This is a genomic window from Xanthomonas sp. WHRI 7945 (assembly GCF_035026585.1).
Map to the genome: position 1 here is coordinate 15,579 of NZ_JAYIQP010000026.1, position 19,131 is coordinate 34,709.

20 protein-coding genes are annotated in these 19,131 nt (G+C 68.1%); 17 read left to right on the plus strand and 3 right to left on the minus strand.

From position 1 onward, the window contains the following. Positions 1-3 precede the first annotated feature (3 nt). Positions 4-762, minus strand: a complete 759-nt coding sequence (locus VDQ83_RS16725) for a hypothetical protein (protein ID WP_455435778.1) — start codon at positions 760-762, stop codon at positions 4-6. 244 nt (positions 763-1,006) lie between these two features. Between VDQ83_RS16725 and aceF the strand changes: the two genes are divergently transcribed. The 3 genes from aceF (at position 1,007) to VDQ83_RS16740 (ending at position 5,530) form a co-directional block, all read left to right on the plus strand. Then, positions 1,007-2,776 carry a dihydrolipoyllysine-residue acetyltransferase gene (gene aceF, locus VDQ83_RS16730; protein ID WP_455435779.1) on the plus strand — a complete coding sequence of 590 codons (1,770 nt, stop codon included), beginning with the start codon at positions 1,007-1,009 and terminating at the stop codon, positions 2,774-2,776. Positions 2,777-2,908: 132 nt separating this feature from the next. After that, complete coding sequence (gene lpdA / locus VDQ83_RS16735; protein WP_455435780.1) at positions 2,909-4,714, plus strand: dihydrolipoyl dehydrogenase; 1,806 nt, start codon at positions 2,909-2,911, stop codon at positions 4,712-4,714. A gap of 120 nt (positions 4,715-4,834) precedes the next feature. Continuing rightward, the gene (locus VDQ83_RS16740) at positions 4,835-5,530 is read left to right on the plus strand and encodes a DUF6624 domain-containing protein (RefSeq protein ID WP_455435781.1); all 696 of its coding nucleotides are present in this window, start codon (positions 4,835-4,837) and stop codon (positions 5,528-5,530) included. A gap of 91 nt (positions 5,531-5,621) precedes the next feature. On the opposite strand, the gene VDQ83_RS16745 is transcribed toward VDQ83_RS16740, so the two are convergent. Beyond that, entirely contained in the window at positions 5,622-6,434 is an 813-nt protein-coding gene (locus VDQ83_RS16745) for a hypothetical protein (protein ID WP_309916366.1), read from the minus strand. A gap of 444 nt (positions 6,435-6,878) precedes the next feature. Here VDQ83_RS16745 and VDQ83_RS16750 point away from each other — a divergent pair, with 444 nt between their 5' ends. From VDQ83_RS16750 to VDQ83_RS16805, 12 genes are all read left to right on the plus strand, one after another. After that, entirely contained in the window at positions 6,879-7,244 is a 366-nt protein-coding gene (locus VDQ83_RS16750; protein ID WP_179568774.1) for an ATP synthase subunit I, read from the plus strand. A 27-nt stretch (positions 7,245-7,271) separates the two neighbouring features. Then, positions 7,272-8,066 (plus strand): F0F1 ATP synthase subunit A, encoded by a 795-nt coding sequence (gene atpB / locus VDQ83_RS16755; protein ID WP_263397098.1) that lies wholly within the window; start codon positions 7,272-7,274, stop codon positions 8,064-8,066. Positions 8,067-8,145: 79 nt separating this feature from the next. Beyond that, complete coding sequence (gene atpE, locus VDQ83_RS16760) at positions 8,146-8,445, plus strand: F0F1 ATP synthase subunit C (RefSeq protein ID WP_046978353.1); 300 nt, start codon at positions 8,146-8,148, stop codon at positions 8,443-8,445. 115 nt (positions 8,446-8,560) lie between these two features. Next, positions 8,561-9,031: a F0F1 ATP synthase subunit B gene (locus tag VDQ83_RS16765; protein ID WP_263397099.1), complete on the plus strand. Its 471-nt coding sequence runs from the start codon at positions 8,561-8,563 to the stop codon at positions 9,029-9,031. A gap of 1 nt (position 9,032) precedes the next feature. After that, positions 9,033-9,560 carry a F0F1 ATP synthase subunit delta gene (locus tag VDQ83_RS16770; RefSeq protein WP_179568768.1) on the plus strand — a complete coding sequence of 176 codons (528 nt, stop codon included), beginning with the start codon at positions 9,033-9,035 and terminating at the stop codon, positions 9,558-9,560. A 147-nt stretch (positions 9,561-9,707) separates the two neighbouring features. After that, positions 9,708-11,255 carry a F0F1 ATP synthase subunit alpha gene (gene atpA, locus VDQ83_RS16775; protein WP_309916373.1) on the plus strand — a complete coding sequence of 516 codons (1,548 nt, stop codon included), beginning with the start codon at positions 9,708-9,710 and terminating at the stop codon, positions 11,253-11,255. Positions 11,256-11,365: 110 nt separating this feature from the next. After that, positions 11,366-12,229, plus strand: a complete 864-nt coding sequence (gene atpG / locus VDQ83_RS16780; protein WP_455435782.1) for a F0F1 ATP synthase subunit gamma — start codon at positions 11,366-11,368, stop codon at positions 12,227-12,229. Positions 12,230-12,322: 93 nt separating this feature from the next. Then, a complete protein-coding gene (locus tag VDQ83_RS16785; RefSeq protein WP_309916382.1) occupies positions 12,323-12,706 on the plus strand; it encodes a hypothetical protein in 384 nt (127 codons plus the stop codon). Positions 12,707-12,819: 113 nt separating this feature from the next. Next, positions 12,820-14,238 (plus strand): F0F1 ATP synthase subunit beta, encoded by a 1,419-nt coding sequence (gene atpD / locus VDQ83_RS16790; protein WP_263397102.1) that lies wholly within the window; start codon positions 12,820-12,822, stop codon positions 14,236-14,238. Between the two features lie 147 nt (positions 14,239-14,385). Then, positions 14,386-14,808 (plus strand): F0F1 ATP synthase subunit epsilon, encoded by a 423-nt coding sequence (locus VDQ83_RS16795; RefSeq protein ID WP_455435783.1) that lies wholly within the window; start codon positions 14,386-14,388, stop codon positions 14,806-14,808. A gap of 93 nt (positions 14,809-14,901) precedes the next feature. Then, complete coding sequence (locus VDQ83_RS16800) at positions 14,902-15,177, plus strand: hypothetical protein (protein ID WP_455435784.1); 276 nt, start codon at positions 14,902-14,904, stop codon at positions 15,175-15,177. A gap of 121 nt (positions 15,178-15,298) precedes the next feature. Then, entirely contained in the window at positions 15,299-15,871 is a 573-nt protein-coding gene (locus tag VDQ83_RS16805; RefSeq protein WP_455435785.1) for a chorismate mutase, read from the plus strand. Between the two features lie 191 nt (positions 15,872-16,062). On the opposite strand, the gene VDQ83_RS16810 is transcribed toward VDQ83_RS16805, so the two are convergent. Then, the gene (locus tag VDQ83_RS16810; RefSeq protein WP_309916390.1) at positions 16,063-16,446 is read right to left on the minus strand and encodes a GtrA family protein; all 384 of its coding nucleotides are present in this window, start codon (positions 16,444-16,446) and stop codon (positions 16,063-16,065) included. Positions 16,447-16,588: 142 nt separating this feature from the next. Here VDQ83_RS16810 and glmU point away from each other — a divergent pair, with 142 nt between their 5' ends. After that, on the plus strand, positions 16,589-17,953 hold the full coding sequence (gene glmU / locus VDQ83_RS16815; protein ID WP_455435786.1) for a bifunctional UDP-N-acetylglucosamine diphosphorylase/glucosamine-1-phosphate N-acetyltransferase GlmU: 1,365 nt from the start codon (positions 16,589-16,591) through the stop codon (positions 17,951-17,953). A 109-nt stretch (positions 17,954-18,062) separates the two neighbouring features. Beyond that, positions 18,063-19,022 (plus strand): right-handed parallel beta-helix repeat-containing protein, encoded by a 960-nt coding sequence (locus tag VDQ83_RS16820; RefSeq protein WP_455435787.1) that lies wholly within the window; start codon positions 18,063-18,065, stop codon positions 19,020-19,022. Positions 19,023-19,131 lie beyond the last annotated feature (109 nt).

A 19,131-nucleotide genomic window follows, 5' to 3' on the forward strand; every position in this document is an offset into this window, starting at 1 on the left:
GGATCAGTGCTGAGCGCGCAGCGACGGCGCGCGCAGCCGCAGCCACAGCGTCTGCACCAGCAGCACGGCGGCCAGCGCCAGCGCTACCCAGGCCGCGCTACGCGCCCCGTCCAGGCCGCTGCCGGCCTGCTTGACGTAGACCGCGGCCAGCGCCCACAGCGCGGCGGCAGCATAGGCCAGGTTGCCGCGCATCGCCCGGTTCAGGCCGAGCAGCAGCGCCGCGGCCAGCGCGAACAGCACCAGGCTCCACGGCAGCATGTGTTCGATGGATAGCCAGCGGTAGGCGACGATCACCTGCGCGGTGTTCAGGAAGGCAGCCAGCGACAGCCAGCCGGTGTGCAGCGACAACGGCAGCCACGCCCACAGCGCCTGCCACGGCTCGGCGTGCGGATCGCGCGACAGGCGCAGCGCGGCCAGCGCCAGGCAGGCCAGCGCCGCCCAGATCACCGCCAGCGCCAGCAGGAAGTGCTGCTGCGAGAACACCGGCATCCACAGTGCGGTCAGGCCGAAGCCCAGCGCCGCCGGCAGCCGCACCCGCGCCAGCGCGCCGTCGCGCCGTCGCCGCGGCGACAGCTGCCACAGGCCGAAGCCCAGGTCGAGCAGGAAGATGAGGCCCCAGATCGCGAAGGCATATCCGGCGGCGACGATCAGGGTCGGGTAGCGGTCGGAGATCGCGCCATTGGTCGGGCCGAACGCGCCGCGCTGCGCGAACCAGGCGACCAGCGGCATCGCCAACGACATCAACAGCACGAACACACGCATGGCGGCACTCCGATCGGGTGCGGCGCATGCTAGGCGCCCGTCCGTGAAGGCTGCGCGCCGCTGCGGGCCGCGATGACGCCGGGACAATGCGCCGGCGTACAGTCGCCGCGAACGCCCGGACGCAGGCGCTTCTCGGCGCCGCGGCACGGCCGCCGCGGGTTTTTTTGCCCGGCAAAGGTTGGCGCTGCGGCTGCGGGCCGCCACAATAGGGGTTTCCCCCTCATTAGTTGCCGGAGTTGCCCGCATGGCCGAAATCAAGGAAGCACTTGTCCCCGATATCGGTGACTACAGCGACGTCCCGGTAATCGAAGTGCTGGTGGCGGTCGGCGACACGGTGAAGAAGGACCAGAGCCTGGTCACCCTGGAGTCGGACAAGGCGACGATGGAAGTGCCGTCGCCGTTCGCCGGCGTGGTCAAGGAGCTGAAGGTCAAGATCGGCGACAGCCTGTCCGAAGGCAAGCTGGTGGCCTTGATCGAAGTGGCCGAGGACGGCGCCAGCGCCGCCGCGCCCGCCCCGGCAGCGGCCAAGGCGACCGCGGCGCCGGCCAAGCAGGAAGCCGCGCCGGCGCAGCCGGCCCGGCAGGAAGCGGTCAAGCCCGCGCCTGCGCCGGCGGGCGCGGCCGGTATCGTCGAGGCGCGCGTGCCGGACATCGGCGACTACAGCGATGTGCCGGTGATCGAGGTGCTGGTCGCGGTCGGCGACACCGTCGCCAAGGACCAGAGCCTGGTGACCCTGGAGTCGGACAAGGCGACGATGGAAGTGCCCTCGTCGGTGGCCGGCGTGGTCAAGGAACTCAAGGTCAAGGTCGGCGACAGCCTGTCCGAGGGCAAGGTCGTGGCGCTGATCGAAGTGGCCGGCGCCAACGCCGATGCGCCGTCGTCGGGCGCGGTCCAGCCCAGCGCCGAGACCGGCGGCGGAGTGGAGCCGGTGCCGGCCTCGTCCGCGCCGGACAAGCTGGCCCAGCGCGAGATCGCGCAGGTGCAGAGCTCGGCCCCGGCCAAGGCCGCCGCGGCGGGCGCGTCCGCCGGCACCCCGAGCAGCCCGCCGGTGGAGTTCAACGCCGACAGCGTGCTGCCGCAGAAGGTGCCCTACGCCAGCCCGGCGGTGCGCGTGTTCGCGCGCGAGCTGGGCGTGGACCTGTTCCAGGTCAGCGGCACCGAGCACGGCGGGCGCATCACCAAGGACGACGTGCAGCGCTACGTCAAGGCGGCGCTGTCCGGCGGCGTGCCGGCCGCTTCGGCTGGCGGCGCGCCGGCGGCGGGCGGCGGCAACGGCCTGAACCTGCTGCCGTGGCCGAAGGTGGACTTCGCCAAGTTCGGCGAGGTCGAGGTCAAGCCGCTGTCGCGGATCAAGAAGATCTCCGGCGCCAACCTGGCGCGCAACTGGGCGATGATCCCGCACGTCACCCAGTTCGAGCAGGCCGACATCACCGACCTGGAAGCGTTGCGCGTGGCGCTGAACAAGGAGAACGAGAAGGCCGGCATCAAGCTGACCATGCTCGCCTTCCTGCTCAAGGCCAGCGCCGCGGCGCTGAAGCAGTTCCCCGACTTCAACGCCTCGCTGGATGCGGCCGGCGAGAACCTGACCCTGAAGAAGTACTTCCACATCGGGTTCGCCGCCGACACCCCGAACGGGCTGGTGGTGCCGGTGATCCGCGACGTGGACAAGAAGGGCGTGGTCGAACTGGCGCGCGAGAGCGGCGAGCTGGCCAAGAAGGCGCGCGACGGCAAGCTCGGCCCGGCCGAGATGAGCGGCGGTTGCTTCTCGATCAGCTCGCTCGGCGGCATCGGCGGCACCGCGTTCACGCCGATCGTCAATGCGCCGGAAGTGGCGATCCTGGGCGTGTCCAAGTCGGCGATCCAGCCGGTGTGGAACGGCAAGGAATTCGCGCCCAAGCTGATGTTGCCGCTGTCGCTGAGCTACGACCACCGGGTCATCGACGGCGCCGCGGCGGCGCGCTTCACCACCTACCTGAGCCAGGTGCTGGCGGACATGCGCCGGGTGCTGCTGTAAGTCCTGCCGCAACGGCGCCGCGCCCGGCGCGGCCCGTGTTTTCCCCCACCTGCGCGCGCCGCGTCCATCGCGGCGGCGCCGTAGAACTGCAATCGCCCGCCGGCGCGCCGGCCGGGCCACAGGAGAAGCTGCATGGCGGTCATTGAGGTCAAGGTCCCGGATATCGGCGACTACAGCGAGGTTCCGGTCATCGAAGTGCTGGTCGCGGTCGGCGACACGGTCAAGAAGGACCAGGGCCTGCTGACGCTGGAGTCGGACAAGGCCACGCTGGAAGTGCCGTCGCCCGGCGCCGGCGTGATCAAGGAGCTGAAGGTCAAGCTCGGCGACACCCTGTCCGAGGGCGCGGTGATCGCGCTGCTGGAAACTGAGGATGCCGGTGCCACGCCGGCGCCCGCGCCCGCCGCGGCCAAGGCCGACGTGCCGGCCAGCAAGCCGCCGGTGGCGCCGTCGCATCGCGCCCCGGCCGAGCCGCCGGCGCCGAAGCCGGCGCTGGCCAGCGGCAAGCCGGCCGACATCGAATGCAAGATGGTGGTGCTCGGCGCCGGCCCCGGCGGCTACACCGCCGCGTTCCGCGCCGCCGACCTGGGCCTGGACACGGTGCTGATCGAGCGCTACGCCAGCCTCGGCGGCGTGTGCCTCAACGTCGGCTGCATCCCGTCCAAGGCGCTGCTGCACGCGGCCGCGGTGATCGACGAGGTGGCCCATGCCGGCGACTTCGGCGTGACCTTCAGCACGCCCAAGATCGCCCTGGACAAGCTGCGCGCGTACAAGGACAACGTGGTCGGCAAGCTGACCGGCGGCCTGGCGAGCATGGCCAAGCAGCGCAAGGTGCGCACCGTTACCGGCGTGGCGTCGTTCGTGTCGCCCAACGAGCTGGAGATCGTCGGTGCCGACGGCAAGACCCAGCTGCTGCGCTTCGAGCACTGCATCATCGCCGCCGGTTCGCAGGCGGTGAAGCTGCCGAACTTCCCGTGGGACGACAAGCGGGTGATGGACTCCACCGACGCGCTGGAGCTGCAGGAGATCCCCAAGACCCTGCTGGTGGTCGGTGGCGGCATCATCGGCCTGGAAATGGCCACCGTGTACAGCGCGCTGGGCAGCAAGGTCACCGTGGTCGAGTTCATGGACCAGCTGATGCCGGGCGCCGACAAGGATCTGGTCAAGCCGCTGGCCGACCGCCTGAAGAAGCAGGGCGTCGAAGTCCACCTGAAGACCAAGGCCACCGAGGTCAAGGCCGACAAGAAGGGCATCACCGTGTCGTTCGAAGCCGCGGCCGAGGGCGAGCAGCCGGGGCTGGGCGCGACCACCTACGATCGCGTGCTGGTCGCGGTGGGCCGCACGCCGAACGGCAAGAAGATCGGCGCGGAGAAGGCCGGGGTCAACGTCACCGAGCGCGGCTTCATTCCGGTCGACCGGCAGATGCGCAGCAACGTGCCGCACATCTTCGCCATCGGCGACATCGTCGGCAATCCGATGCTGGCGCACAAGGCCACGCACGAGGGCAAGCTGGCCGCGGAAGTGGCGGCGGGCGAAAAGAAGGAATGGGTGGCGCGGGTGATCCCGTCGGTGGCCTACACCAACCCGGAAATCGCCTGGGTCGGCGTTACCGAGACCGAGGCCAAGGCCAAGGGCCTGAAGGTCGGCGTGGCCAAGTTCCCGTGGGCGGCCAGCGGCCGCGCCATCGGCATCGGCCGCACCGAGGGCTTCACCAAGCTGATCTTCGACGAGGAAACGCACCGCATCGTCGGCGGCGCCATCGTCGGCGTGCATGCCGGCGACCTGCTGGCCGAGATCGGCCTGGCGATCGAGATGGGCGCGGAGGCCGAGGACATCGGCCACACCATCCACGCGCATCCGACCCTGAGCGAATCGGTCGGCATGGCCGCCGAGGTCTACGACGGCACCATCACCGACCTGTACATCCCGAAGAAGAAGTAAACCGCGGCTTCGCGATGCCGGCGACGCCCCGCCCCGCGCGGGGCGTCGTCGTTTGCGGACGGCGTTGGCGCGGCGTCTCGCCTTTGCTACGGTCGCTCCAGCCGATCTCGGAGACGCACGATGCGCCACGCGCTGCTGGGCCTGCTGCTGTGTTGCGCGCTGCCGTTGCGGACGGCAGGCGCCGCCGAGGAGGCGGAGGATCCGGCGTTGAGCGCCGCGTTGGCGCGCTGTCCGGGCGCGGCGCAGTTCATGCGCAGCCACCACGATGACGCCGCACGTGCCGCGGCCGCCGCACCGGCCGCGGCCGCGCCGACCGATCCTGCGCTGCGCCAGCGCCTGCTGGACATGCAGCGCGTGGACCAGCAGGCTCGCGGCGGCGACTGGTCGCCGGCGGGAGTGGAGAAGATGGCCGCGGTCGATGCGGCGCATCTGCCGCAGATCAAGCGCATCGTCGCCGAGCACGACGGCTTGCCCAGTGCGGCGCAGGTCGGCGGCGACGGCGTCGCCGCGGCCTGGCTGCTGGTGCAGCATGCCGACCGCGACCCAGCCTTCCAGGCCGAGGTGCTGAGCAAGCTGGCGCCGCAGGTGGAGCGTGGCGAGATCGCGGCGCGCAACATGGCCATGCTGACCGATCGCGTGCTGGTCGCGCAGGGCAAGCCGCAGCGCTACGGCACCCAGTTGGTCGCGAAACAGGGGCGCTGGGAGCCCAAGCCGATCGAGGATCCGCAGCAGGTCGACGCGCGCCGCGCCAGCGTCGGCGACATGCCGCTGTCCGATTATCTGTGCATGGTCGCCGGGCTCTCGCCGGCGCCGTGATCGCGCAGCGGCACGTCCGCCATCCGCGGCGCCCGAAAACGGAAAGGCCCGCACATGGCGGGCCTTTCCGGATGCAGCGGGTGACGCAGGATCAGAACGCGAAGGTCACGCCGGCCACCGGGCCCTTGAACTCCTGCTTCAGGCCGATGGTGCCGTCGCGGCCGGAGCGGTCGACGTCCAGCTTGAACCAGTCGTAGCCGGCGAAGATGCCGAAGTTCTTGGTGAAGCGGTACTCGGCGATCGCGTTGGCGCGGGTCAGGTCGCCGTCGTAGTCGCCGAAGTCGCCCCAGCTGGTGTTCATGTACTGGCCCTGCACGTTGAACAGCCAGTGCTCGCTCGGCTGCGCGGTGAAGCGCAGGCCGACCACCGGCGCGTAGCCGTCTTCCTTCTCGTCGGCGAAGGTGCCGGTGTACAGGTCGCCCAGGTCGGCATAGGCGTTGGCTTCGACCCTGGCCCACTCGGCGCCGACCTGCAGGCCCACGCTGAACTCGGGGGTGTCGACCACCGAATAGTCGTACACCAGGCTCGCCACCTGGTACTTGAGCTCACCCTTGACGAAGCTGCCGGCCGGCACGGTGAAGTCGCCGTAGCTGACCGTCTCGCCCAGTTCCTCGCGGCGGTCCTTGTCGTACTTGAAGTAGTCGAAGATCAGGCGCTGGCGGGTGCTGAGGCGGAACACGCCGTCCACGCGCGGCTCCCATTCCTTGCCGCCGAAGTCGAAGTCCTGCGAACCGGACAGCTCCTCGCCGTTGATCGACGTGTCGCCGCGCAGGGTGTTGTCGTTGTCGATGTTCATCGCGCCGAGGCGGATGGTGAACCGGTCGTCGGTGTCTTCGGCATGGGCGGGGAGTGCGTATGCGGCGGCGAGCGCGCATGGCAAGGCCAGGGCAAGCAGGTGTTTCATGGGGGCAGGGCTCCGTCTTTTGGTAATGAATGCGCCAATGGCTAGTGCCACTGCGTGGGCAAACTATCCTTAAGACCGTGTCCACCATCCGTGAAGGTATGGACCAGGACAGGGCGGTCTCCATCACAGAACCGGAGCGCAAAAAGAAGAGCCCCGGTCACCCGGGGCTCCATAGGCCTGCGCTGCAGATCGACGAGGATGGGGCGCAGTCCCTGCAGATCGGACCGGATGCGCGGCGTAAAGTTCCCACGCAGATCCTTGTTGCGATGCATCAATCCAGGCCGCGGAGCGGGTCCGCGACGTGCTATCGTGGATGGCTTGGCGCGATTTAAGGGACGGCCGCAACCTTTGGCGGTTGTCTCGCAAATTGTCCCATTGCTATAATTCCGCGGCTCGACGGACGCGAAGACGTCCTCAATCCACCACACAACTGCAGGATTTTCTGTGCTGAACTCCGTTGATGCGGGTCGGCGGCTGATGCTGCGCGCAGCGATTTACCCGCTGGTGGCGGTGGCCGTGGTTTCCCTGGCGTTCCTGCTGCTGGGGCCGAAGTACGCCATGGGCGCCGCCGCAACCGGGCTGGCGACAGTGGCGGGGGGATGGCTGGCGGCACGCACCGCGTTGAGCGGCGGCGTGCAGGCGGCGGGTGCGGCGATGGCGCGGTTGATCGTGGCCATGGTGCTGAAGTGGGTGTTGGTGTTCGCGGTACTGGCGCTGGGCTTTGCCTGGTGGCGGCTGCCTCCTCTGGCCCTGTTGGCGGGTATCGCCACCGGGCTGATGTTCCAGGTTCTGGCTCTGGCCAGACGTTGATCGAAATCAGATAAAGGCTCAGGACTCATGGCGGGCGAGGAAGCAACCCCTACCTCCTACATCCAGCACCACCTGCAGAACCTCACCTTCCAGGTGCAGGAAGGCGGGTTCTGGCAGGTGCACGTCGACACGCTGGTGATGTCGGTGCTGTCCGGCCTGCTGATGGTGTTCGGCTTCTGGCTGGCCACGCGCAAGGCCACCGCCGGCGTGCCGGGCAAGTGGCAGGCGTTCGTGGAGATCCTGCTGGAGTTCGTCGACCGCCAGGCCAAGGACACCTACCACGGCACCAGCAAGCTGGTGACCCCGATCGCGATCACCCTGTTCTTCTGGATCCTGATGATGAACCTCATCAAGATGATCCCGGCGGACTTCATCGCCATGCCGCTGGCCCTGGTCGGCGTGCACTACTGGAAGCCGGTGCCCACCGCCGACGTCAACGCCACCCTGGGCATGTCGATCAGCGTGTTCTTCCTGATGATCTTCTTCTCGCTGCGCTCCAAGGGCGTGGGCGGGATGACCAAGGAATTCCTGACCGCCCCGTTCGGCAAGTGGATGCTGCCGTTCAACCTGATCCTCAATATCGTCGAGTGGCTGAGCAAGCCGATCTCCCTGGCGATGCGACTGTTCGGCAACATGTTCGGCGGCGAGATCGTGTTCCTGCTGATCTGGGTGCTGGGCGGTGCCGGCATCGTCGGCGCACTGGCCGGCGGCGCGTTCGGCTTCGGCTGGATGCTGTTCCACCTGCTGGTGATCCCGCTGCAGGCTTTCATCTTCATGATGCTGTCCATCGTGTATCTGAGCCTGGCGGAAGACAGCCACTGACGTTCCTGCTTCACGCGTTTTTTTTGCAACCCTTCGTTCGATTCACCATCCTCAAGCAACTTTGTTCCTGGAGAAAACCATGTACTTCGCCGTCCTGACCAACCTCGCCCAAGTCCAGAGCTCCACCGTCCTCGCCGTCGGCATCATGATCGGCCTGGCCGCGCTGGGCGCCGGCCTCGGTCTGGCCATCATGGCCGGCAAGTTCCTGGAGTCGGCCGCGCGCCAGCCGGAACTGATCCCGGTGCTGCAGGTGCGCATGTTCATCACCGCCGGCCTGATCGACGCCGCGTTCATCATCTCGGTCGCCGTGGGCCTGCTGTTCGCGTTCGCCAACCCGATGATCGGCGAGTTCGTGTCGCGCCTGCCGCAGGGCGGCTGATCCAGTTGCACCGGCGGACGGCCGCAGCAATGCGGCCGCCGCTACGGATGAAGGTTCGGACGCGTCCGCCGCAGGGCGGCGCGTCCACCCCGTCACCTTTGGCTGAGCGTACCCAATGAATATCGGTCTCACCCTCTTTGCCCAGGCGCTGGCGTTTGCCGGTCTGATCTGGATCGTCGCGACCAAGATCTGGCCGCCGCTGATGCAGGCCATCGAAGAGCGCCAACAGAAGATCGCCGAAGGCCTCGCCGCCGCCGATCGCAGTCAGAAGGATCTGGCGCAGGCGCAGGAAAAGGTCAACGAAGCGTTGAAGGACGCGCGTACCAAGGCCAACGAGATCATCGACCAGGCCCACGCGCGCGCCAATCAGATCGTCGAAGCGGCCAAGAACGAGGCGATCGCCGAGGCCAACCGGCAGAAGGATCTGGCCCAGGCCGAGATCGACGCCGCGGCCAACCGTGCGCGCGAGGACCTGCGTCGCCAGGTGTCGCTGCTGGCGGTGAGCGGCGCCGAGAAGCTGCTGCGCCGCGAAATCGATGCCAACGCCCACAAGGCGCTGCTCGACGAGCTGGCGGCGGAGATCTGAGATGAGCCAGGCCCTCACACTGGCGCGTCCGTACGCCCGCGCCGCGTTCGCCGCGGCCAGCGATGCCGGCAAGCTCGCGCCGTGGTCGCAGGCCTTGGCGTTCTCCGCCCAGGTCGCGGCCGACCCGCGCGTGGCCGCGCTGCTGCACAACCCGCAGCTGCAACGCGAACAGGCGGTGGCGCTGCTGGCGCCGCAGGTGGCCGACGAGCAGTACGCGCGCTTCCTGAGCCTGCTGGCCGAAGGGCAGCGGCTGCCGCTGCTGCCGGAGATCGCCGGGCTGTACGATCAACTGCGCGCCGAGGCCGAATGCGTGGTCAAGGCCAACGTGACCTCGGCCACCCAGCTGAGCGACGCGGAGGTGGCCTCGCTGAAGGTGGCGCTGAAGCAGCGCTTCGGCCGCGAGGTCGAGATCACCACGGCGGTGGACGCTTCGCTGATCGGCGGCGCGGTGATCGACGCCGGCGACGTGGTCATCGACGGTTCGCTGAAAGGCAAGCTGTCGCGCCTGCAATCCGCACTGGCCCACTAAGAAGCGGGAATGGCGAATAGAGAGTAGAGAGCCCGGCCCGGCGGCGACGCCACCTGCGATTCCCGATTCCCCATTCCCGATTCTCAAAGAAGCTAACCAAACGTCGCCATCCGCCTTCGCGCGGTGGACGATCCGAAGGAAACCAAGATGGCAACCACGCTCAACCCCTCCGAAATCAGCGAACTGATCAAGAACCGCATCGAGCAGGTCAAGCTGACCGCGGAGTCGCGCAACGAAGGCACGGTCACCAGCGTGTCCGACGGCATCGTGCGCATCTTCGGCCTGGCCGACGTGATGCAGGGCGAGATGATCGAACTGCCGAACGAGACCTACGCCCTGGCGCTGAACCTGGAGCGCGACTCGGTCGGCGCCGTGGTGCTCGGCGACTACGAGAACCTGCGCGAAGGCGACGTCGCCAAGACCACCGGCCGCATCCTGGAAGTGCCGGTGGGCAAGGAACTGCTCGGCCGCGTGGTCAACGCGCTGGGCGAGCCGATCGACGGCAAGGGCCCGCTGGGCACCTCGCAGACCGCGCCGGTGGAGCGCGTGGCGCCGGGCGTGATCTGGCGCAAGTCGGTCGACCAGCCGGTGCAGACCGGCTACAAGTCGGTCGACGCGATGATCCCGATCGGCCGCGGCCAGCGCGAGCTGGTCATCGGCGACCGCCAGACCGGCAAGACCGCGCTGGCGATCGATGCGGTGATCAACCAGAAGACCACCGGCATCAAGTGCGTGTACGTGGCGATCGGGCAGAAGGCCTCGACCGTCGCCAACATCGTGCGCAAGCTGGAAGAGAACGGCGCGCTGGCGCATACCATCGTGGTCGCCGCGACCGCCTCCGAGTCGGCGGCGATGCAGTACATCAGCGCCTACGCCGGCTGCACCATGGGCGAGTACTTCATGGACCGCGGCGAAGACGCGCTGATCGTGTACGACGATCTGTCCAAGCAGGCGGTGGCCTACCGCCAGATCTCGCTGCTGCTCAAGCGCCCGCCGGGCCGCGAAGCCTACCCGGGCGACGTGTTCTACCTGCACAGCCGCCTGCTGGAGCGCGCCGCGCGCGTGTCCGAGGACTACGTGGAGAAGTTCACCAACGGCGAAGTGAAGGGCAAGACCGGTTCGCTGACCGCGCTGCCGATCATCGAAACGCAGGCCGGCGACGTGTCCGCGTTCGTGCCGACCAACGTGATCTCGATCACCGACGGCCAGATCTTCCTGGAAACCGATCTGTTCAACGCCGGCATCCGCCCGGCGGTGAACGCCGGTATCTCGGTGTCGCGCGTCGGCGGCGCCGCGCAGACCAAGATCATCAAGAAGCTCTCCGGCGGCATCCGCATCTCGCTGGCGCAGTACCGCGAGCTGGCGGCGTTCGCGCAGTTCGCCTCGGACCTGGACGAAGCCACCCGCAAGCAGCTCGAACGCGGCCAGCGCGTCACCGAGCTGATGAAGCAGAAGCAGTACCTGCCGATGTCCATCGCCAACCAGGCGCTGTCGATCTACGCGGTCAACGAAGGCTTCCTGGACGACGTGCCGGTCAACAAGATCGGCGCGTTCGAAGAAGGCCTGCACGCGCATTTCGCCAACACCGCCGGCGAGCTGATCGCCAAGGTCAACGACAGCGGCGACTGGAACGGCGAGATCGAAGCGGCGTTCAAGAAGGGCATCGGCGAGTACAAGACCACGGGTAGCTGGTAGTCAGCAGCCCGGGATTGGGGATTAGGCATTAGGGATTCGCAGGAGCGGGATATGGGTGGCTTCGGCCAATCCCGAATCCCGAATCACGAATCCCACGAGCGGAGCGAGTAATGGCAGGCGGACGCGAAATCAAAACCAAGATCAAGAGCGTGCAGAACACCCGCAAGGTGACGCGCGCGCTCGAGATGGTCTCGGCCTCCAAGATCCGCAAGGCGCAGGATCGGATGAAGACCTCGCGCCCGTACGCGCAGGCGATGAAGCAGGTGATCGGCCATCTGGCGCAGGCCAGCACCGATTACACGCATCCGTTCCTGGTGCAGCGCGACACGGTCAAGCGCGTCGGCTACATCGTGATCTCCTCCGATCGCGGCCTGGCTGGCGGCCTCAACAACAATCTGTTCCGCAAGATGCTGGGCGAAGTGCGCCAGTGGCAGGACAAGGGCGCGGGCATCGACGTGGTCACCGTCGGCCAGAAGGCCTCGGTGTTCTTCCGCCGGCTCAAGGTCGAGATGGTCGGCAGCGTCAGCCACCTCGGCGACGTGCCGCAGCTGGAGCAGCTGATCGGCGTGATCAAGGTGATGCTGGATGCGTTCACCGAGGGCAAGGTCGACCGCGTCTACCTGGTCTACAACCGCTTCGTGAACACGATGACGCAGAAGGCCAGCTTCGATCAGCTGCTGCCGCTGCCGGCGGCGGAGAGCCAGGTCGCGCACCACGACTGGGACTACCTGTACGAACCCGATGCCGCGACCGTGCTCGAGCACGTGATGACGCGCTACATCGAGTCGCTGGTGTACCAGGCGGTGCTGGAGAACGTGGCCTCCGAGCATGCCGCGCGCATGGTCGCGATGAAGGCCGCCAGCGACAACGCCAACAAGCTGATCAGTACCTTGCAGCTGATCTACAACAAGGCGCGGCAGGCGGCGATCACCCAGGAAATTTCCGAGATCGTGGGCGGCGCGGCCGCTGTGTGAGGTTCGTCGGACTCGCCGTTGCGCACGGCGCTTCCGTTGTTGGAGCAACACGTTTCGCGCATCGGTCGCCACCTAAACTACCAAGGAAATGGAATGAACAAGGTTTTGCTCTCGCTCGCGCTGTGTGCAACCCTGGCTGCATGTAAGAAGGAAGAGGCCGCCCCCGCCGCTGACACCGCGACTCCGGCTCCGGCTCCGGCTGCCGAGACCGCCGCTCCGGCTACTCCGGCAACCGATGCCGCTGCTGCCGCCCCGGTCGCCGCCGGTCTGCCGAAAGAATGCGAAGACTATCTGGCCCGTGCGAAGGCGTGCTTCGCCAAGTCTGGCGGCAACGGCGCCGCTGCCGCGTTCCAGCAGGCGATCGACCAGTCCAAGGCACAGTGGGACTCGATGGCCGACAAGAGCGGTCTGCCGGCGGCGTGCAAGCAGGCCAGCGACCAGTTCACGCAAACCGCTACGATGCTCAAGTGCGAGTGATGCGGTAAATCGGATTCCCGGCCGGTAGCCTGGCCGGGAATCTCTCCCGGATGTTGCGGAAAGCCACCCGGTTTTCCAGAACACCCGAAAAACTTCGATAAGCGAGTAGTCACATGAACGCCATCAACACCCAGGGCAAGATCGTTCAGATCATCGGCGCAGTCGTCGACGTCGAATTCGCGCGCGCCGATGTGCCGAAGATCTACGACGCGCTGAAGGTCGAAAACACCGCCATCACGCTGGAAGTGCAGCAGCAGCTGGGCGATGGCATCGTGCGCACCATCGCGCTCGGTTCCACCGACGGCCTCAAGCGCAACCTGGTGGCGACCAACACCGGCCGCGCGATCTCGGTGCCGGTCGGCCCGGGCACGCTGGGCCGGATCATGGACGTGCTGGGCCGCCCGATCGACGAGGCCGGCGACGTGCAGGCCACCGACCACTGGGAAATCCACCGCGCCGCGCCGAGCTACGAAGACCAGTCCTCGGCCACCGAGCTGCTGGAAACCGGCATCAAGGTCATCGACCTGATGTGCCCGTTCGCCAAGGGCGGCAAGGTCGGCCTGTTCGGCGGCGCCGGCGTCGGCAAGACCGTCAACATGATGGAGCTGATCAACAACATCGCCAAGGCGCACGCGGGTCTGTCCGTGTTCGCCGGCGTGGGCGAGCGTACCCGCGAGGGCAACGACTTCTACCACGAGATGAAGGACTCCAACGTCCTGGACAAGGTCGCGATGGTGTACGGCCAGATGAACGAGCCGCCGGGCAACCGTCTGCGCGTGGCGCTGACCGGCCTGACCATGGCCGAGTACTTCCGCGACGAGAAGGACGAGAACGGCAAGGGCAAGGACGTGCTGCTGTTCGTCGACAACATCTACCGCTACACCCTGGCCGGTACCGAAGTGTCGGCGCTGCTGGGCCGCATGCCGTCGGCGGTGGGCTACCAGCCGACCCTGGCCGAGGAAATGGGCGTGCTGCAGGAGCGCATCACCTCGACCAAGACCGGCTCGATCACCTCGATCCAGGCCGTGTACGTGCCCGCGGACGATTACACCGACCCGTCGCCGGCGACCACCTTCGCCCACCTCGACTCGACCGTCGCGCTGTCGCGCAGCATCGCCTCGCTGGGTATCTACCCGGCGGTGGATCCGCTGGATTCGACCTCGCGCATGATGGATCCGAACGTGATCGGCCACGAGCACTACGACACCGCCCGCCGCGTGCAGATGACCCTGCAGAAGTACAAGGAACTGAAGGACATCATCGCGATCCTGGGCATGGACGAGCTGTCCGAAGAGGACAAGCAGTCGGTGTCGCGCGCGCGCAAGATCGAGCGCTTCTTCAGCCAGCCGTTCCACGTGGCCGAAGTGTTCACCGGCTCGCCGGGCAAGTACGTGTCGCTGAAGGACACCATCCGCGGCTTCAAGGGCATCGTCGAAGGCGAGTACGACCACCTGCCGGAGCAGGCGTTCTACATGGTCGGCAGCATCGAAGAAGCGGTCGAGAAGGCCAAGAAGATGGCCGAGAAGGCGTAACAGCCGGGATTCGGCATTCGGGATTAGGGATACGCAAAGGCGGGCATCGCGGTTGGTGGATTCGAATGGAGAGGGAAAGCGGTGCGGCCGCCCTGACCAATCCCGAATCCCCCATCCCCAATCCCGCCTCGCGCCAGCGAGGTAACCATGAGCACCATCCGTTGCGACATCGTCAGCGCCGAGCACGAGATCTACCACGGTGACGCGACCCTGGTGGTCGCCACCGGCGAGTTGGGCGAACTGGGCATCGCGCCCAAGCACGCGCCGCTGATCACCCGGCTCAAGCCCGGCAAGGTGGTGGTCACCACCGCCAGCGGCGAGCAGCTGGATTTCGCCATCTCCGGCGGCATCCTCGAGGTGCAGCCGCAGGTGGTGACCATCCTGGCCGACACCGCGATCCGCGCGCAGGACATCGACGAGGCGTCGGTGCGCAAGGCCAAGGAAGACGCCGAGCGCATGCTGGCCAACCGTGGCGAAGGCATCGACGTGGCCGAGGCGCAGGCCAAGCTGGCGGAAGTCACCGCGCAGCTGCAGGCGCTGGAGCGCCTGCGCAAGAACCTCAAGCACTGAGCGACAGCGCACGCGCCGCCTGGCGGCCGCACGCGAACGCGACGAAGACGCCGGCTGCTGCCGGCGTTTTTCGTTTGTGAGGCGCGCCGATCCATGCCGTGCATCGCCATCGCGCAGCCCGCAAGCGCTGCGCATCTGCCGCATGCGCCAAGCCTGCGCCGTCGTGTTCGCGGCCTGGCCATCTTCCTGATGATGCTGGATCAACACCCGGGCGCCGGCGCAATGGTGGTCGGCGCAAGAAAGCCGGCCGTGCATCACCCACACCGGATGGATCGATGCGTAGCTGGCGCCGCGGCCGATGATCGGCGGAAAGGCAGTGTCGTCGCCGCGTCGCATCGACGCGCGCAGCGCCGGCTTTATCGCCGCTGACTCGACTGCACGCTCGCATCACAATCGCGGCGCCGTGCAACGAAACTGTCCCATCGTCTTGGGCAAGATGGCCGCCAGTCTGCGGATCCTTCCCCACGCAGACGCCTTCTGGAGAGCCACGATGACCGCTTCCGTTCCCGCCGTCCTCGCCCGCGCGCTGACCGCGCTATTGGCCGGCGCCGCCCTGATGGGCTGCGCGATGCCCGCCCGCAGCGCCACGCCGCTCGAGCCGCTGCTCGACCGGATCGTCGAGCGCAACGCGATCGGCGACCAGGTCGCGCTGAGCAAGTGGGACAGCGGCAAGCCGGTGCTGGACGCCGCGCGCGAGGCCGCGGTGCTGGCCAACGTACGCGCGCAGGCGCCGGCGCACGGCGTGGACGCGGACGATGCGGTGCGCTTCTTCGGCATGCAGATCGAATCCAACAAGCTGGTGCAGTACCAGTTGCTGGCGCGGTGGCGGCTGCGCGGCCGTGCGCCCGACCAGCCGCGCCCGGACCTGGCGGCGCTGCGCGCGCGCCTGGACCAGCTGCAGGGCGAGATGCTGGACGCCCTGCAGGCCAGTGCCGCGGCGCGGCAGGCGCCGGATTGCCCGGCCGCGACCGCGCGCGCGGCCGAGGCCCATGCGTTGCGCTGGCAGCTGGACCAGGTCCACCGCACCGCGCTGGTGCGCAGCCTGGGCGATTTCTGCCGCTGAGCGGGGCGAGCCGCATCCGATTGCATGCAACTGCGGTCTGCGCCGCTGAGCGCCCGCAGGTTGCGCCGTTCGCAGCCGGGTTCCTCCTGTAGGAGCGGCTTCAGCCGCGACGGGCTTTACCGGTAGGGCCTGTCGCGGCTGAAGCCGCTCCTACAGGGATCCCGGCAGGCCGAGGCCAGCGCCCAGCGGAGCTAGCGGTACACCAGATGCCGCCCGATGAAGAACGACAGCACCGCCAGCAGGCCTTCGACCACCGGTTTGGCCAGCCAGGCCAGGCGCAGGCCCAGCGCATCCACGCACAGCGACACCAGCCAGGTGCTGAGCAGGGTCAGCGCGATCCACATCGCCAGGAAACGGCCGAAGCGCTGCCAGCCCAGGCGCGCGCCGTCGCCGCTGGCGAAGGTGATGCGGCCGTTGAGCCAGAAGCCGATCACGGCGCCGCATACGCGGCCGAGCACGTTGGCCGGGACCGTCGGCATGCCGGCGGCGGTCGCCGCGACGAACACGCTCCAGTCGATCAGCAGTTGCAGCAATCCGATCAGCACGAACTGACTGCTCTGGCGCAGCAGACTCATGGAAGCCCTGGGTTGGAATCAAGCGCGCATGCTAGCGTCTGCCGCGCGGATGTAAATGCCGCGGCGTCGCGATCGCGCGCGGTTGCGGCACGCATCCGCGGCTGGCTCTAAAATCCTCCTTTACCCGGAACGGAACCTCCCCATGAGCCTGCCCCTGCACGTCGTGATCCTTGCCGCCGGTGCGGGCAAGCGGATGAAGTCCGCCAAGCCCAAGGTGCTGCAACCGATCGCCGGCCGGCCGATGCTGGCCCACGTGATCGAGACCGCCCGCCACCTGCAGCCGGCGGCGATCCACATCGTCTACGGCCACGGCGGCGATGCGGTGCGCGCCGCCTTCGCCGACCAGCCGGACCTGCTGTGGGCCGAGCAGGCGCAGCAGCTGGGCACCGGGCATGCGGTGCAGCAGGCGATGGCCGCGGTGCCCGATGCGGCCACCGTGCTGGTGCTGTACGGCGACGTGCCGCTGATCCGCGCCGATACACTGTTGCGCCTGCTGCACTCGCCGGGGCGACTGGCGGTGCTGGTGGCCGAGCCCGAGGATCCCAGCGGCTACGGGCGCATCGTGCGCGACGCGGCCGGCAAGGTCGCCGCGATCGTCGAGCACAAGGATGCCGACGACGAGCAGCGCCACATCCGCGCCATCAACACCGGCATCGTCACCGCCGAATCCACCGCGCTCAAGCGCTGGCTGGCGCAGCTGCGCAGCGACAACGCGCAGGGCGAGTACTACCTCACCGACGTGTTCGCCGCCGCCGCCGCCGAATTCACCCCGGCGGAGATGGTGCTGGTGGCCGACCCGACCGAGGCCGAAGGCGCCAACGACCCGTGGCAGCTGGCGCAGCTGGAACGCGCCTGGCAGTTGCGCGCCGCGCGCGCGCTGTGCGCGCAGGGCGCGCACGTGCTCGACCCCAACCGCCTGGACCAGCGCGGCCGCGTGCGCGTGGGCCGCGACGTGTGCATCGACGTGAACGTGGTGCTGGAGGGCGAGGTGGAACTGGGCGACGGGGTCAGCATCGGCCCGTTCGTGCGGCTGAAGGACGTGGTGCTGGGTCCGGGCACCGAAGTGCGCGCGCACTGCGACCTGGAGGGCGTGATCACCGAGGGCGCGGTGCAGATCGGCCCGTTCGCGCGGTTGCGGCCCGGCACCGTGCTGGCCGACGGCGTGCACATCGGCAACTTCGTCGAGACCAAGAAGGTGGTGCTCGGCGTCGGCAGCAAGGCCAACCATCTGAGCTATCTCGGCGATGCGACGATCGGCAGCGGGGTCAACGTCGGCGCCGGCGTGATCACCTGCAACTACGACGGCGTGAACAAGTGGCAGACGAGCATCGGTGACGACGTCTTCGTCGGCTCCAACAGCGCGCTGGTGGCGCCGCTGGCGATCGGCAGCGGCGCCACCATCGGCGCCGGTTCGGTGATCACCCGCGATGCGCCGCCCGGCCAGCTCACCGTGGCGCGGGTGCGCCAGAGCACGCACGAAGACTGGAAGCGGCCGAAGAAGAAATAGCCGGCCGCGCAGCGTGACCGGCTTCGCAACCGCAGCGGCGGCGCCGCGCTAAGGTGGCGCAGCCGGCAACACACGCTGCCGGCGTCGCGACGACCCTGGGAGGTGTTCGATGCAGGCACGAAGCGCGCGGTGGTGGATGCTGGCGCTGTTGCTGATCACGGCGGGCGCCGTGCAGGCGCAGACCTTTCGTTTGTACCTGGCGCCGGACGGCGACGACACCGCGGACGGGACCAGCGCGGCGACCGCGCTGCAGACCCTGGTCACGGCGCAACAGCGGCTGCAGGCGAAGTCGCCGCAGACGGAAGTGGAGATCGTGGTCGCGCCCGGCACCTATGTCGGCCAGTCGGTCCGCTGGACGTTCCGCAACGGCGCGCCGTTGCGCATCGTCGCCGCGGCCGGCGCCGCGACGATGCCGCGCTTCGACGGTGCTGGCGGCGGCACCTGGTTCACCCTGCGCGGTGGCGGCAACCAGCGCACCCAGCTGCAGTTCGTCGGCCTGGAGGTCAGCGACTACTGGATGGCGATGGACCTGGGCAGCAGCAACGCGGCGGTCGACGGCAACAGCGGCAACGAGATCCGCGGCATGCGCTTCACCCGCATCGGCGGCATCCACGGCCAGGGCAGTCCGGCGTATTCGTATGCGGCGATCCGGCTGCAGAACTCCCGCGACAACCTGATCGTCGGCAACCAGTTCAACGCGATCGAGAACAGCAAGGAAACCTCCGGCTACATCCATGCGCTGTACCTGGCGCGGCATTCGACCGGCAATGTGGTGAAGGACAACACCTTCACCGACGTCAACGGCGACGTGGTGCGCACCCGCGATGCGTCCGACGCCACCGAGGTACGCGGCAACCGCTTCGTGCGCGCCGGCAAGTACGCCGCGTTCTCCGACTGGTTCGACCTGGACCAGGGCGAATGCCCGTCGCAGGGCGGGCGCTTCATCGACAACACGGTCGGCGCCGGTTACTACGGCGCGATTCCTGCCACCGCCACCACCGGCGCCGACGATGCCTGCGGCGCGCTCAGCACGCCGCGCATCTCCGAGAGCGGCACGATTCGCGAGTGAGATGAGCAGCGCGGGCCTTCGTGTCTGTGCTGGACGCTTGCGGACAGACTGTGGGAGCGACTTCAGTCGCGACGGGCTCTACCGGGAAAGCCTGTCGCGACTGAAGTCG

Coding starts and splice junctions, on each gene's coding strand:
- VDQ83_RS16725 (WP_455435778.1), bottom strand. CDS start 762: ATGCGTGTGTTCGTGCTGTTGATGTCGTTGGCGATGCCGCTGGTCGCC.
- aceF (WP_455435779.1), top strand. CDS start 1,007: ATGGCCGAAATCAAGGAAGCACTTGTCCCCGATATCGGTGACTACAGC.
- lpdA (WP_455435780.1), top strand. CDS start 2,909: ATGGCGGTCATTGAGGTCAAGGTCCCGGATATCGGCGACTACAGCGAG.
- VDQ83_RS16740 (WP_455435781.1), top strand. CDS start 4,835: ATGCGCCACGCGCTGCTGGGCCTGCTGCTGTGTTGCGCGCTGCCGTTG.
- VDQ83_RS16745 (WP_309916366.1), bottom strand. CDS start 6,434: ATGAAACACCTGCTTGCCCTGGCCTTGCCATGCGCGCTCGCCGCCGCA.
- atpB (WP_263397098.1), top strand. CDS start 7,272: ATGGCGGGCGAGGAAGCAACCCCTACCTCCTACATCCAGCACCACCTG.
- atpE (WP_046978353.1), top strand. CDS start 8,146: ATGTACTTCGCCGTCCTGACCAACCTCGCCCAAGTCCAGAGCTCCACC.
- VDQ83_RS16765 (WP_263397099.1), top strand. CDS start 8,561: ATGAATATCGGTCTCACCCTCTTTGCCCAGGCGCTGGCGTTTGCCGGT.
- VDQ83_RS16770 (WP_179568768.1), top strand. CDS start 9,033: ATGAGCCAGGCCCTCACACTGGCGCGTCCGTACGCCCGCGCCGCGTTC.
- atpA (WP_309916373.1), top strand. CDS start 9,708: ATGGCAACCACGCTCAACCCCTCCGAAATCAGCGAACTGATCAAGAAC.
- atpG (WP_455435782.1), top strand. CDS start 11,366: ATGGCAGGCGGACGCGAAATCAAAACCAAGATCAAGAGCGTGCAGAAC.
- VDQ83_RS16785 (WP_309916382.1), top strand. CDS start 12,323: ATGAACAAGGTTTTGCTCTCGCTCGCGCTGTGTGCAACCCTGGCTGCA.
- atpD (WP_263397102.1), top strand. CDS start 12,820: ATGAACGCCATCAACACCCAGGGCAAGATCGTTCAGATCATCGGCGCA.
- VDQ83_RS16795 (WP_455435783.1), top strand. CDS start 14,386: ATGAGCACCATCCGTTGCGACATCGTCAGCGCCGAGCACGAGATCTAC.
- VDQ83_RS16800 (WP_455435784.1), top strand. CDS start 14,902: ATGCCGTGCATCGCCATCGCGCAGCCCGCAAGCGCTGCGCATCTGCCG.
- VDQ83_RS16805 (WP_455435785.1), top strand. CDS start 15,299: ATGACCGCTTCCGTTCCCGCCGTCCTCGCCCGCGCGCTGACCGCGCTA.
- VDQ83_RS16810 (WP_309916390.1), bottom strand. CDS start 16,446: ATGAGTCTGCTGCGCCAGAGCAGTCAGTTCGTGCTGATCGGATTGCTG.
- glmU (WP_455435786.1), top strand. CDS start 16,589: ATGAGCCTGCCCCTGCACGTCGTGATCCTTGCCGCCGGTGCGGGCAAG.
- VDQ83_RS16820 (WP_455435787.1), top strand. CDS start 18,063: ATGCAGGCACGAAGCGCGCGGTGGTGGATGCTGGCGCTGTTGCTGATC.